This window comes from Glycomyces sp. TRM65418, from assembly GCF_019710475.1.
GTDB lineage: Bacteria > Actinomycetota > Actinomycetes > Mycobacteriales > Micromonosporaceae > Glycomyces.
In genome coordinates this window covers 126,761-140,655 of record NZ_JAJFAX010000008.1, presented here as the reverse complement: position 1 = coordinate 140,655, position 13,895 = coordinate 126,761, and the positions used below count along the sequence as shown (strand labels likewise).

Below are 13,895 nucleotides of genomic sequence, written 5' to 3'. Positions count from 1 at the left end.
CTCGGCGGGTTCCCCGCCCCTGGCCGCTGCCGACCCGAGGCGGACGGGTTCCTCGCCCGCGTTCCCGCCCGGAGGCGGCCCGACCGGCCGCTCCGCGGCGGTCACGCCGCCGTCCAGTGCAGCTCCCTCGTCGCCAGCTGCCCGTAGGGCGTCACCGCCGCGAGGTCGGCCTTGTGCTCGCCCTGCTCGCGTTCCAGCGCCTTCGTGAACTTCCGTTCGGCCGCGTGCGCGCTCTTCGGCGCCACCGTGATCGGCTCGCCGTTCCACGCCGCGCCCACCGCGTACGGATGCTCCGGGTCGATCCGCACCGCCGGCGCACCGTCGAGGTCCGCCACCGCGACGCTCAGGTCCGACAGCTTCGGGTAGGCCGCGGCGCTGTCGCGTACGAGCCGGTCGGTCGCGACGACCTGCCCGTCCTGGAACACCGGCACGAATCCCTCAGGGGCCCAAGCGATCCCAGTGACCGAGGCGTGCGCGAAGTACGCCGCCCACAGTGCCGGGTCCTTCATGGCCGCCCGCGGCCCCACGTGCACCGGCTTCGCGGGCCGCTCGCGCGTCTGCAGCTCCGGCAGGCCCAGGGGCCGGGAGGCCTCGTCGGCCCAGTAGGCCCCGTGCTGCCCGTCGAGCAGCACCCACCGGTCCAGGTCGTCGATCCACGCCTCGGCGACGGCGTGTCCCTGGCCCACGCCGTCGTGGTAGCCCCCGCGCCGCAGCCACACCCGCCGCGCCGGGATGCGCAGCGCGTTCAGCCCCTGCGCCAGCACGATCGAATACTCGACGCACGAGTACCGCGCTCCGTTCGAGACCTGCTCGAGGACGTCCACGGCGTCCCCGGCGTTGATGCGGGCGTTCGTGTGCCGCCACTGGGCCGAGGTCCAGCCCAGCACCGTCTTCGCCGTCGCCCACGCCCCGCCGGAGGGCCGCGGCAGCCGTGCCAGCAGCGAGCCCTCCCGGTGCGGTTGGACGCGGTCGAGCCGCAGCGGCGCGCCCGTCTCCGGCTCGGGCCAGGCGGTGATCCGCAGCGGCGGCTCGGGCACGTTCGCCCGCGCCCGTTCGAGCACCTGCGCCCAGTCGGGGTCGGCGCCGAACGCGGCCGAGAGCTCGGGCTCGAACATGTCGGTCTGGTGGAAGCCCGCCTCGATCGCCTCGTCGAGCCGCGATCGCGCGGCCTTGAGGCCGACCTTGTGGGCCGCGATGGCGAGCGAAGGGGCCCACAGGTCCCGCCAGAACTCGCCGTCGGCGCGCAGCATCCGCTCGAGGTCGAGGAGCGTCCACCACCGTGCGCCCCGCATGGCGTCCTGGGCGACCGTGCGCACGCGCGCGAGCTTCGCGGGACTGTGCTCACGGCCGGCTTGCGGACTGCGCCGACTGGGCTGGGTCATGCGTATGAGGGTAGTCACCCGGACGCGCCGCGCAAACCCCGTTGTGCCGGAGGCCTCCGGACGCTAGAGTGAGCGACATGATCCTTTAGAAGAGATTCGGCCGCCTCCTGCGATGAGGCCGCCACACGACTGAGTGCAGCTTGTCGAAAGCAGTCTTAGAGACGTCGAGTCCTGACTCCGTTTCGCGCTCACGTCTCTTCATGCTCTACCTGAGAAGGGGATCCCTATGACCGCCGAAGCTCCAGAACCGCAAGAGGGCGAAGCCCGAGAGCCGCTCAACCGCGAGGAGCGCCGGGCGCTCGCCCGCGGCAAGAAGGCCGGCAAGTCCGGCCACCAGCCGATCGGCTCCAAGAAGGGGAACGTGCGCTCCCAGACGCCGAAGGGCGGGCCGGGCAAGTTCCAGCTCCCCACCAAGAACGGCTGACCCAGCACCGAAACGCGGCGACGGCCGCCGGACCTCGCATGGTCCGGCGGCCGTCGCCGTTGTGACTTCCTAGATCGCTTCGCAGGTCACGGCCGGGGTCCCGGTCGGGCTCGACGCGATGAAGCCGAAGACCTCGCGGCTCTCGCCGCCGGCGATGACGGCGTTCCAGCCGACGTCCTCAGCGGTCACGTTCGCGCCCGAGGCCGTCACGGCGGCGTTCCAGCTGCTGGTGATCCGGGTCGATCCGGCCCAGGTCCACGTCAGCCTCCAGCCGTCCACGGCCCCTTCGGAGGCGGTGATGACGACCTTGCCCTGCCAGCCGGAGTCCCAGTTCCCGACCACGCCGATGGCCGCCTCGCAGTCGCCCTCGATCGGGCCGCCGGTCGGCGGCTCCTCAATGGGGGGCGTGGTCGTCGGGTCCGGGTCGCCGCCGTACACGGAGGCGCGCTCGGCGGTGTTCTGGATGCCGTACTGGGACTCGAAGATCTTCCGGCCGTAGTCGGTCATCTGGTTCGGGTCGAAGTTGAGCACCTGGTCGAGGTTCTCGGCGCCGCCGCCGTTGCCGGAGTAGGACCAGGCGATCCAGCCGATGCCGCGGGCCTGCGCCTCGCTCTGGACGGTCTGCCAGGCGACGGGCTCGCCCTGGTGCACGTCGCCGTACTCGCCGACGATGAGCGGCAGGTTCATCGCCTCGAACGCGTCGAAGTAGTCGATGACGGTCTGCGCGTTGCCGTAGACCTGGTACATGTGCACCGAGAACAGCGTGTTGCCGAGCGGGTCGGCCGCGGCCACGGTGGGCGCGTTGTCGCGCATCGTGTTGGTCCAGTCCTGGCCCCAGTTGGGAGCGTCCACGACGAGGGTGTGCTCGAAGCCGATGTCGCGCATCCGGTCGACCGCGTTCACCGTCGCCTGCGTCCACTGCTGCGGGTCCTGGTTGCCGATCGGCTCGTTGCCGATGTTGATGAGGACGTAGGCCTCTTCGCCTTCCAGGACGCTGTAGAGGCCCTCCCAGAAGGTGACGGCCTGGTCGAGGGTGGCCGCGCCGGCCTGCTCGCCGTAACCGGTGGTGTCGTGGACTTCGAGGACGCAGATGAGCCGCTGCGCCTTGCACTCGTCGACGATCTGCTGCACCCGCGCGGGGCTCGAGACGCCCCAGTCGCGGTGGCCCGAGCCGAGGACCACGCGCACGGTGTTGGCGCCGAGGTCGCTGAGTTCGCCGAAGCTTTCGAACTCGCCCTGGTACCAGACGTCGGGGTGGGTGGAGCCGCGCATGACGAACGGGTTGCCGTTGGCGTCGATGAGCTGCGTGCCCTCGATGGAGAAGCCGCCCTGCTGCTGGGCTCCGGCGGGCGCGAGCTGCAGCAGCCCGGCGACGGCGATGGCGAGGGTCGCCGCTGCGGCCAGGAGCCACTTGCGCATCCGCCGGTGCTTTGACAGTCCCTGCCGCGCCAGTCGACGCCATGCCGGGGCGGCGTCGGTTGTGCCGATGTCCATGTCGATCCCATCTATGAGTTCGGTGAGAGGTGAATCGGTTAATCCCAACCTCAACATAGAGAACCATAAATATCGATGGGGTTCAAGACATGGGCGCGATTTCCTCCCGTGGCCTCCCGAATCCGAGGTCGCGAACCCGGTTCGGGCGCGGCGGCGGCTCAGGCCGGGACCGGTCCCGTCGATCCGCGCGGGGAGAGCTGCGCGGGTCGGCACTGAACCGAGAAAGTGCGCACTGCCGCGTTCGGCGGCTCGGTGCCGTCGGCGCTGATGAGCGACATGAGCACCTCGGCGGACTTGGACCCGTACGCCGGGATGTCGCGGGCCAGCGAGGTGAGCGCGGGGTGGGTGAGGCGGCACAGCGGCGAGTCGTCCCAGGCCACCACCGACAGCTGCTCGGGGATCTCGAGGCCGAGCTCGTGGGCGACGCCGAGTCCGGCCACGGCCATCACGTCGTTGTCGTAGATGATCGCGGTGGGGCGCCGGGCGGAGGAGAGCAGCCGCCGGGTGATCTGGGCGCCCTGCTCGCCGGTGTAGTCGCTGTGGAACGTGACCATCGATTCGAGGTCGAGCCCGGCCGCGGTCTCGGCGTAGGCCGTGTCGCGGATCGAGGTGTGCAGCAGGCGGGGGAGTCCGGCGACGCGGGCGACGCGACGGTGCCCGAGCGCGTACAGGTACTCCAGGATGTCGCGGCACGGCTCGGCGTCGTCGTGCCAGACGGCCGGGAGGCGCGCGCCCTCGATCGGGCCGCCGACGGCGACCGCGGGCAGGCCCAGGTCGGCGACGAAGTCGAGCCGCCGGTCGCTGGTGCCCACGTCGCACAGCAGCACGCCGTCGACGCGGCGCTCGGCCCACCAGCGCCGGTAGACCTCCAGCTCCTCCTCAACGGTGCCGACGATCTGGAGGGTCAGGCCGAAGGACCCGGCCGAGAGGGTCGCTTCGATGCCGCTGATGAGCTCCATGAAGTACGGCTCGATCCCCAGGGTGCGCGCCGAGCGTCGCAGCGCGATGCCCACGGCCTGCGCGGAGGAGACCGACAGGGAGCGCGCGGCCCGGTTCGGGACGAAGCCCATCTCCGCGGCGATGGCGAGGATCTTGCCTCGCGTGGCCTCGGAGACGCCGGGCCTCCCGTTGAGCGCGTAGGAGACGGCGCCCTTCGACACGCCCGCCGCGGCGGCGATGTCGGCGATGGTCACTCGCCTGGTCATCGGTGGTCCTCTCAGGGCACGGGTACGGCTTGCGGGCCGTCGAGGTCGGACGGGGACTCGCGGACGGCGCCGGGCCGCACGGACGTCGGCGCCGACGTCGCCGGGGGCGCGGAACACCGGGGCCCAGGGCTGCGCCGCCGGTTTCCAGACTGTAGCGCACCGATCCGCGAACCGGTTCAGCCTTCCTCGTTCCAGACATCGACAGGCATGATTTCAATTCGGTTACGGTAGTGCCGATGCATTGACTGGTGGTGACGGGGGATATAAATTCGGGTCACTTATCCGGTTAAGCGCCCTGGTCTCGGCGGCTCATGGGGCCTGCGGCGCGGGCCGGTAACCCCTTCACCGAACGGAGTGAACGTCACCGTGATCTCGAGAACCAAGCGTTTCGGCGCGGCCGCGGCAGCGGCCGCCGTCGTGTTCACCGCGGCCGCCTGCTCGGACGACGAAGGCGGTGGCGGCGGCACCACCATGGAAGAGGAGAACGCCGACACCATCACGGTCTGGCACACCGGGGACGCCACGCAGCTCCCGATGATCGAGGCCGTCGGTGCGCTCTTCGAGGAGGAGCACGGTGTCTCCGTCACCGTCGAAGCCCTCGACTGGGCCGACGCCCACACCCAGATCCTCACCGCCATCCAGAGCGGCGACGGCCCCGACATCTTCACCGGCGGCCTGTCCTGGGGCATCGAGTTCGGCGAGCTCGGCGGCCTGGTCGACCTGCGCCAGTACGACACCGAGAATCTCGAGTCCAATGTGATCGAAGGCCTCTGGAAGTCCATCGAGTCCCCCGGCGGCGAGCTCTACGGCGTGCCGCTCAACATGACCACGTACTCGATGTTCTACCGCACCGACATCCTCGAAGCCGAGGGCATCGCCGTCCCCGCCACCTGGGACGAGATGGACGCGGCCATCACGCAGCTCCAGGGCGCCGGGTACGAGACCCCGTTCGTCGCCACCTGGGAGCCCATCGGCTGGCTCGACTGGTTCAACTACATGCACCAGGCCGGCGGCACCCTCTACAACGAGGACTGCACCGAGGTCACGATCGACTCGCCCGAGGTGGTCACGGGCACCGAGTACTGGGCCAAGCGCTTCAGCGAGCAGAACGTCCCGACCGACCAGCCCGACCTGGGCGCCGGCATGGCCGCGGGCGACTACGTGTTCGCCACCGGCGGCTCCTGGAACTACGACGGACTCGCCACCGGCTTCCCCGAGCTCGAGGGCAAGTGGAGCTCCGCGCCGCTCCCGGCCGGCCCGGCCAACGCCGGCAGCTTCATCGGCGGCAACGTCATGGGCATCATGGCCCAGTCCGAGGCGCCCGGCACCTCCGCCGCGTTCATCGACATGATCTACTCCGACGCGGGCATCGACGCGATGCTCACCACGGCCGCCGAGAACAACGTCCTGTGGCTGCCCCCGCGCACCGACAAGGTCATGGACACCCACCTCGACGAGGCCAACAAAGAGGCCCTGACCACGATCTTCGAGACGTCCGTCGGCCCGCCGAACTGCACCGGCTGGGAGCCGGCCTCGCCCGAGGTCCAGCGCGCCCTGCAGACCATCGTGCTCGAGGGCGCGCCCGTCGAGGACGCCCTCGCCGAAGCGAAGGCCGCGATGGAAGCGACCCTGACGCAGTAACCCGCCGACCGGACGGGGCGGGCGCGCTCGGGCGCGCCCGCCCCGCGACCCTCACCGCTTCGGAGTACTCCCTTGACCGTCAAAGAGACCGCCGGCCCCGAGCGGGCCGAAGCGCCCGACACCGGGGCCGCGCCGCGCCGCAAGGGCCGGCCCTCGCACCGCCTCCAGCGATACGGGCCCGCCTACGTCATGCTGCTGCCCTTCGCGGTGCTGTTCCTGGTCTTCCTGATCTACCCGCTCGGCCGCTCGTTCTACTACTCGCTCACCGACTTCAACGGCATCAAGGCCCCCGAGCTCGTCGGCCTCGAGAACTTCACCGAGCTCCTCGTCAACGACGAACGCTTCCACAAGGCCATCTGGAACACCGTCAAGTACGTGCTCGGATCGGTGGTCCTCACGATCGCGCTCGGCTTGACCCTGGCCATCGCCTTCAAGACCACCTCCCTGCGCGACCGCGTCCTGCGCACCGTCTTCTTCCTGCCCTCCGTCTCCGCGGGCGTCGGCGTGGTCCTGGTGTGGAAGTGGATCTTCATGGTCGACTCCTGGGGTCTCGGCAACACCGTCGTGCGCTTCTTCGGCGGCTCCAACAAGGCCTGGCTCGCCGAGCCGTCCCTGAGCATCCCGATCCTGGTCACGATGGCCGTCTGGGGCGGCGCCGGATACGCGATGGTCCTCTTCGTGGCCGGCATCAACGCCATCCCCGAGGAGCTGTACGAGCAGGCGTCGATCGACGGCGCCTCCAAGGCCCGCCAGTTCTGGCACATCACGCTGCCGCTCCTGCGCCCGGTCATGGTCTTCGTCGTCATCACCTCGACCATCGGCGCGTTCCAGATCTTCGAGCCGGTCTACCTGCTGTGGAACCGCTCGGCCTCGATCGTCGGCGGCCCCCTCGACAGCGCCCTCACGATCGTCCCCTACCTGTACGACATGGGCTTCAACCGCTTCCAGCTCGGTTACGCCTCCGCGATCGCCTGGGTGCTGTTCCTCATCATCTTCCTGGTGACCCTGGTCCAGCTGCGCGTCACGAAGACCTTCAAGGAGTTCTAGAGATGAGCGTCAAGACCATCGTCGAGGCCGACCAGGTCGTTCGGGGACGCAGGACCAAGCGCCCCAAGCGCGTCAACGTCGCCGCCGAGCTCGCCCGCATCCCGCTCTACCTCTGGGCGGTCGTGGTGCTCATTCCGTTCTGGTGGATGATCATCGCCGCGTTCAAGACCGTCCCGGAACTGATGAAGAACCCGCCGACGTTCTTCCCCGAGAACCCGTCGGCGGACTCCTTCTACGACCCGGAGTACCAGGGCCCCGGGGGCGACCCCGACCCCGACCACGTCGCGGGCGTCTTCCAGCGCTGGGAGGACGTGGCCGGCGGGTTCTTCCGCTTCGCGCTCAACTCCTTCGGCATCACCGTCGTCGTGACCGTGCTGAGCCTGCTCATCGCCTCGCTGGCCGCGTACATGCTCACCAAGACCGCCGCGCCCGGCCGCCGGACCGCGTTCGTCGTCATCATCTCCTCGATGATGATCCCCTGGCAGGTCAGCCTCATCCCGAACTACCTGCTGACCTCCGACCTCGGCATGACCGACTCGTACCTCGGCTACATCATCCCGGGCCTGGCGAAGGCGTTCGTGGTGTTCTTCCTCGTGCAGTACCTGCGCTCGATCCCCGACGACCTGGTCCACGCCGCGCGGGTGGACGGGGCGAGCGAGTGGCGGATCTGGTGGCAGATCATCCTGCCGCTGCTGCGTCCGGCGCTGGCGGCGATGGCGATCTTCGTCGCGCTGGGGGAGTGGAACAACTTTCTGTGGCCGCTGATCATCATCCGCAGCGACGAGCTGATGAACCTCCCGGTGGCGCTCTCGAACCTGAACAACGCGATCGTCTCCAGCCCCGGCCAGATGGGCGTGGCGATGGCCGCCTCGCTGCTGGCTACGCTGCCCACCGTGGTGTTCTTCTTCCTGTTCCAGAAGCACTTCATCAAGGGCATCGCTCTCTCCGGGATCAAGGCTTAGGAGCGGCGACCGCGATGAACAGGCAGCACCGGGACAAGAGCATCGGCTTCTCGGATTTGAAGGCATAACCGGCATCGCCGCTGGACGCTCGGCGTTGAGCGTTCAGCGGCGTGCCCACAGTCCTACTAAGGCAATTAGGAGTCTCTTTGAGCGCCAAGCGAACCCTCCACGAAGGCTGGACCGTCTCCGGCGACCCCGGGGCGCCGGTGGCCGTCGAGGGCGTCCCCGCGTCGGTGCCGGGCGTCGTCCACACCGACCTGCTGGCCGCCGGGCTCATCCCGGACCCGTACGTCGACGACGCCGAGCGCGAACTCGCGTGGATCGGCCGCACCGACTGGGTCTACCGCACCGCCTTCGAGCACGAGGCGGCCGACTGGGACGGGATCGACCTGGTCTTCGACGGGCTCGACACCGTCGCCCGCGTCAGCCTCAACGGCACGCTCCTCGGCGAGACGGCGAACATGCACCGCCGCTACCGCTTCGACGCGCGTTCGGCGATCCGCGAGGGCGCCAATGAACTCGAAGTCGCGTTCACCTCGCCGTACGCCTATGCCGAGGCCCAGCGCGAGCGGCTCGGCGACCGCCCGAACGCCTACCCCGAGCCGGGGAACTTCATCCGCAAGGCCGCCTGCAACTTCGGCTGGGACTGGGGGCCGAACCTGGCGGGGGTGGGGATCTGGCGGCCCGTGCGCCTGGAGTGCTGGACGACCGCGCGCGTGGACGAGGTCGTGCCGCGCGCGACCGTCGAGGACGGCCGCGGGATCGTCGACTTCTCGGTGCGGCTCAAGAAGGCCGCCGACCAGGACGTCGACCTGTTCTGCGAGGTGGCCGGCCACGCGGCGACCGTGCGCCTGGCGGCCGGGGTCGAGACGGCGAACGTGCGCGTCGAGGTGCCCGACCCGGAGCTGTGGCACCCGCACGACCGCGGTGAGCAGCCGCTCTACAGCGTCGCCGTGACCGTTCGCGGCGGCGAGTCGGATCTGGACTCCTGGGTCGGCCGGATCGGGTTCCGCACCGCCGAGCTCGACACCGAGCCGGACGACGACGGCCGCCCGTACACGCTGCGGATCAACGGTGAGGCCGTGTGGGTCAAGGGCGTCAACTGGATCCCCGACGAGGCGCTGTTCAGCCGCATCGACCCCGCCCGCGTCGAGCGCCGCCTGCGGCAGGCGGTCGCGGCCGGGATCAACTACATCCGCGTCTGGGGCGGCGGCGTCTACGAGTCCGAGGACTTCTACCGCGTCTGCGACGAACTCGGCCTCCTCGTCGGCCAGGACTTCCTGTTCGCCTGCGCCGCCTACCCCGAAGAGGAGCCGTTCTGGTCCGAAGTGGAGGCCGAGGCGCGGGACAACCTCGCCCGGCTCGCCCCCCACCCGAGCCTGGTCACCTGGACGGGCAACAACGAGAACATCTGGGGCTGGCATGACTGGGACTGGCAGCCCGACCTCGGCGACCGCACCTGGGGCGCGGGCTACTACCACGACCTGCTGCCGAAGCTCGTGGCCGAAGTGGACGGCACCCGGCCGTACTGGCCCGGCAGCCCCTACTCCGGTGTGCGCGAACTGCACCCGAACGAGCAGGCGCACGCGTCCGTCCACATCTGGGACGTCTGGAACGACGAGGACTACACCCGCTACCGCGACTGGAAGCCGCGCTTCGTGGCCGAGTTCGGCTACCAGGCCCCGCCCACGTGGGCCACGGTGCGGCGCATGGTCACCGACGAGCCGCTCCAGGCCGATTCGCCCGCCATGCTGTGGCACCAGAAGGCCGACGACGGCCAGGCCAAGCTCCAGCGCGGCCTCGACGCGCACCTGCCGCCCGTCCGCGACTTCGACGACTGGCTGTACTTCACGCAGGTGAACCAGGCCCGCGCGATCCGCTTCGGCATCGAGCACTTCCGGTCGCTGCAGCCGTACTGCACCGGGTCGATCGTGTGGCAGCTCAACGACTGCTGGCCGGTCACCTCGTGGGCCGCGATCGACGGCGAGGAGCGGCTCAAGCCGCTGTGGTACGCGCTCAAGGACGTCTACGCCGACCGCCTCGTCACCTTCCAGCCCGAGGGCGACGGCCTGAAGATGGTGGTGGTCAACGACGCCGCCGAGGCCTGGAACGGCGTGATCGGCTTCTGGAAGTGCAACACCGAGGGTCGCATCATCGGCCGCGCGCTCGTGACCATGGAGATCGACCCGCGCGAGACGGCGGTGCTCGAACTCGAACCGGGCGCGATCCCCCGTGACGGCGAGTTCCTGGTGACCGGTCGCGAGGACTTCCCTCGCGCGACCTGGTTCACCAAGGAGGACAAGGACATGGACTGGCCGAAGGCCCGGTTCACGGCCGAGACCGCCGTCGTCGACGGCGGCGTGACGGTGACCGTGACGGCCGAGACCGTCCTGCGCGACCTGTGCCTGTTCCCCGACCGCCTCGACCCGGACGCGGTCGTGGACAAGGCCCTCATCACGCTCGTCCCGGGTGAAGCGGTCACGTTCACCGTCGCGAGCGAGGCGATCGCGGCCTCGCCGGAGCTGCGGAAGGCCCTGGTCGCGAAGCCGGTGCTGCGCGCGATCAACGACTAGCCGGACCGAGGGGCGCGCGGGCGGCGCGGTGAGGCCGCCCGCACGCCCCTCACGGGTCGATCACATGCTGGGAACCGGATTCCCGAATCCGGGTCCGCGAGTAGAGTGACTGCCGTTCCGGCGTCCTCCGAGACCCCTCCGCCCCTGTTCAAGGTACCGACGCCCGCATAGGTACGACAGAAAGCGGATCCTCCCGATGATCAAGCGCATCAGCGACCGCACCGGCATGTGGCTGCCCGTCATCGTGCTCGCGGCGGCGGCCGTCGCGTTCGCGACGCCGAGCACCTTCACCCCGCTCGGCCCCGCCGTCCCCCACCTCCTCATGGTCATCATGCTCGGCATGGGCATGACCTTGCGGCCCAAGGACTTCGCAGTGATCGGCAGGCGGCCGTGGCCCGTCCTCATCGGCGTCCTCGCCCAGTTCCTCGTCATGCCGCTCGCCGGTTACGGCCTCGCCCGCGTCTTCGACATGGACCCGATGCTCGCCGTCGGCATGGTCCTGGTCGGGGCCGCGCCCGGCGGAACCGCCTCCAACGTGATGGTCTACCTCTCCCGCGGCGACACCGCGCTGTCGGTCGCGATGACCTCGGTCTCGACCCTGCTCGCGCCGCTGCTGACGCCGGTCCTGGTGCTGTGGCTGGCGGGGGAGTTCCTGCCGGTGGACGCGGGGAGCCTCTTCGTCTCGATCGTCCAGATCGTGCTCGTTCCCGTCGTCGTGGGCCTGCTCCTGCGCCGCTTCGCGCCGCGCCTGATCGCGAGGGTCCTCGACACGCTGCCGCTGGTGTCGGTCCTCGGCATCACGCTCGTCGTCATGGCGGTCGTGGCGGGCAGCGCCGACACGCTCCTCGAGGTCGGCGCGCTCGTGTTCCTGGCGGTGGTGCTCCACAACGGCTTCGGGCTCGCGCTCGGCTACTCGCTGGCGAAGCTGTGCCGCCTCCCGGCGACCGGGCGCCGCGCGGTGGGCCTGGAAGTCGGCATGCAGAACTCCGGCCTCGCCGCGGCGCTCGCGACCGCCCACTTCAACCCCGTCGCGGCCCTGCCCGCGGCGGTGTTCTCGGTGTGGCACAACATCTCCGGCTCCCTGCTGGCGGCCTACTGGTCCCGCCGCCCGGTGGGCGAGGCTCCGAAGCAGAAGGAGGGCCGCGAGGCGGTCGACGCCTGAAGGGGCGGCCCCGCCGCGGTGGCGGCGGGGCCGCCCACTGCGCGAGATCGGCTCATCGAAGCTCTTGAATGCTATGCGGCAATCGGTTACCGTGGACGAGGTAAGCGCTGTCACCCTCTCTTGAAAGGGTTGCCATGGCCCCTCCCCTCTCGCGCCGGCTCCTCCTCGCCGCCACGGCCGCAGCCGCCGCGACCGCCGTCCCCGCCGCCGCGTACGCGAAGGGCGGCAAGGCCTTCGGCCGCTACGGCTCGCCCGACGAGCGCCTCACCGCCGACACGCTGTACGTCCACCCGGCGGGCCGCGGCGACCACGCCACCGTCCAAGCGGCCGTGGACGCCGCCGCCCCGGGCGCCACGGTGGTCATCGCCGCGGGCACGTACCGCGAACTCGTCCACGTCACCTCGGCGCAGACCGGCCTCACGTTCATCGGCGCGACGGGCGACCCCCACGACGTGGTCATCGTCTACGACCTCGCCGCCGGGACCTTGAAACCGGACGGCACCACCTACGGCACCTCCGGTTCCGCCACCGTCAAGCTCGACGCGGGCGACTTCACCGCCCGCGCCGTCACCTTCGCCAACGACTGGCTCCGCGCCGACCACCAGGGCGTGAGCGGGACCCAGGCCGTCGCGTGCCGCGTTCGCGGCGACCGGTCCGCGTTCTTCGACTGCCGCTTCCTCGGCCACCAGGACACCCTCCTCGCCGACAGCCCCGCCGCGACGGTCGTGGGGCGGCAGTACTACCGGCGCTGCCACATCGAAGGCGACGTCGACTTCGTCTTCGGGCGCGGCACGGCCGTCTTCGACCGCTGCGAGATCCGCTGCCTGGAACGGGACGTCGACTTCACGCCGAAGGGGATGCCGTTCGCGCCCTCGACCTCCGGCGAGTTCGACCACGGCTACCTCGCCGTCGGCTGCCGCGTCACCTCCGACGCCGGCGACGCCGAATACAAGCTCTCCCGGCCGTGGGTGCCCAGCTCCAACCCGACCGCCTGGCCGTCGCTCACCGTCCGCGACACGTGGATCGGCCCCGGCGTCGACGCCGCCGCGCCGTACACGAACATGAGCAGCGGCCACCCGTGGCAGGACCAGCGCTACGCCGAATACGCGAACATCGGCCCCGGCGCCGCGATCGTCGACCCCGCCGCCAGGCCGCGCCAACTCTCGGAAGACGAAGCGGCCGAACACACCGCGGAGGGCTACTTGGGAGACTGGAACCCGCAGGACGAGCCCGAGGCGGAGGCCCCGCGGAGCCGCGACTTCACGATCTTCGTCGCGGGCGACTCGACCGCCTCCACGTACGCGCAGGCACGCCGGCCGCGTGCCGGTTGGGGCCAGGCGCTGGACGTCTTCACGACCCGCGGCGTCACGGTCGACAACCGCGCCTGGTCGGGGGCGAGCTCGAAGAGCCACACGGACCAAGGCGTGCTCGACGCGATCGCCGCGGCGATCGCGCCGGGGGACTGGCTCCTGATCTCGTTCGGCCACAACGACCAGAAGACCGACGATCCCGACCGCGGCACCGACCCGTACACGACGTACCGGCAGTACCTGCGCGGCTACATCGATGTGGCGCGCCTGCGCCGGGCCCACCCGGTGCTGGTGACGTCGGTGGAACGCCGCCGCTTCAGGGACGGCCGACCCGTCGAGTCGCTGGGGGAGTACCCGGAGGCGATGCGGGCGCTCGCCGACGAGGAGGGCGTCCCGCTGATCGACCTCCAGGCCGAGAGCCTCGCGCTGTGGGCCCGACTCGGCGAGGAGGGCACGAAGGACCACTTCCTGTGGCTCGACGCGGGCCACGAGCACTATCCGAACGGCATCGAGGACAACACCCACTTCCAAGCGAAGGGCGCCATCGAAGTGGCCCGCCTGGTGGCGAAGGCGGCGGCGAGCCGGCGTCTCATGAAGGGCGGCTTGACCGGCCTGAACCACGAACACGATCCGGACGAGATCACCTGGCCCGAATCGATTTCCGAGCCGCCGCTCTAACCCGACCCGGCCGAACG

Annotated in this window: 10 protein-coding genes and 1 pseudogene; 8 read left to right on the top strand and 3 right to left on the bottom strand. The window is 70.4% G+C overall.

What is annotated here, in order from left to right; all coding sequences use genetic code 11:
* Positions 1-101 precede the first annotated feature (101 nt).
* The gene (locus tag K3N28_RS17835; protein WP_228094103.1) at positions 102-1,382 is read right to left on the bottom strand and encodes a transglutaminase-like domain-containing protein; all 1,281 of its coding nucleotides are present in this window, start codon (positions 1,380-1,382) and stop codon (positions 102-104) included.
* A gap of 226 nt (positions 1,383-1,608) precedes the next feature.
* Here K3N28_RS17835 and K3N28_RS17830 point away from each other — a divergent pair, with 226 nt between their 5' ends.
* Positions 1,609-1,806: a hypothetical protein gene (locus K3N28_RS17830; protein ID WP_228094102.1), complete on the top strand. Its 198-nt coding sequence runs from the start codon at positions 1,609-1,611 to the stop codon at positions 1,804-1,806.
* A gap of 69 nt (positions 1,807-1,875) precedes the next feature.
* Here the strand turns inward: K3N28_RS17830 and K3N28_RS17825 are convergent, their stop codons facing one another.
* Positions 1,876-3,300, bottom strand: a complete 1,425-nt coding sequence (locus K3N28_RS17825) for a cellulase family glycosylhydrolase (protein ID WP_228094101.1) — start codon at positions 3,298-3,300, stop codon at positions 1,876-1,878.
* A gap of 158 nt (positions 3,301-3,458) precedes the next feature.
* Positions 3,459-4,505 carry a LacI family DNA-binding transcriptional regulator gene (locus tag K3N28_RS17820; protein WP_228094100.1) on the bottom strand — a complete coding sequence of 349 codons (1,047 nt, stop codon included), beginning with the start codon at positions 4,503-4,505 and terminating at the stop codon, positions 3,459-3,461.
* Positions 4,506-4,871: 366 nt separating this feature from the next.
* Between K3N28_RS17820 and K3N28_RS17815 the strand changes: the two genes are divergently transcribed.
* The 7 genes and pseudogenes from K3N28_RS17815 (at position 4,872) to K3N28_RS23600 (ending at position 13,878) form a co-directional block, all read left to right on the top strand.
* Positions 4,872-6,146: an extracellular solute-binding protein gene (locus tag K3N28_RS17815; protein WP_228094099.1), complete on the top strand. Its 1,275-nt coding sequence runs from the start codon at positions 4,872-4,874 to the stop codon at positions 6,144-6,146.
* Between the two features lie 72 nt (positions 6,147-6,218).
* Positions 6,219-7,193, top strand: coding sequence for a carbohydrate ABC transporter permease (locus K3N28_RS17810; RefSeq protein WP_228094098.1), 975 nt, complete (start codon positions 6,219-6,221; stop codon positions 7,191-7,193).
* A gap of 2 nt (positions 7,194-7,195) precedes the next feature.
* Positions 7,196-8,155, top strand: coding sequence for a carbohydrate ABC transporter permease (locus tag K3N28_RS17805; protein ID WP_228094097.1), 960 nt, complete (start codon positions 7,196-7,198; stop codon positions 8,153-8,155).
* A 146-nt stretch (positions 8,156-8,301) separates the two neighbouring features.
* Positions 8,302-10,728 carry a glycoside hydrolase family 2 protein gene (locus K3N28_RS17800; protein ID WP_228094096.1) on the top strand — a complete coding sequence of 809 codons (2,427 nt, stop codon included), beginning with the start codon at positions 8,302-8,304 and terminating at the stop codon, positions 10,726-10,728.
* 196 nt (positions 10,729-10,924) lie between these two features.
* The gene (locus K3N28_RS17795; RefSeq protein ID WP_228094095.1) at positions 10,925-11,890 is read left to right on the top strand and encodes a bile acid:sodium symporter family protein; all 966 of its coding nucleotides are present in this window, start codon (positions 10,925-10,927) and stop codon (positions 11,888-11,890) included.
* Positions 11,891-12,024: 134 nt separating this feature from the next.
* Positions 12,025-13,113 (top strand): annotated as a pseudogene (locus K3N28_RS23605) (pectinesterase family protein); the annotation flags it as partial.
* Positions 13,093-13,878 (top strand): rhamnogalacturonan acetylesterase, encoded by a 786-nt coding sequence (locus K3N28_RS23600; protein ID WP_374209822.1) that lies wholly within the window; start codon positions 13,093-13,095, stop codon positions 13,876-13,878. The pseudogene K3N28_RS23605 and the gene K3N28_RS23600, both read left to right, overlap by 21 nt.
* Positions 13,879-13,895: the final 17 nt, after the last annotated feature.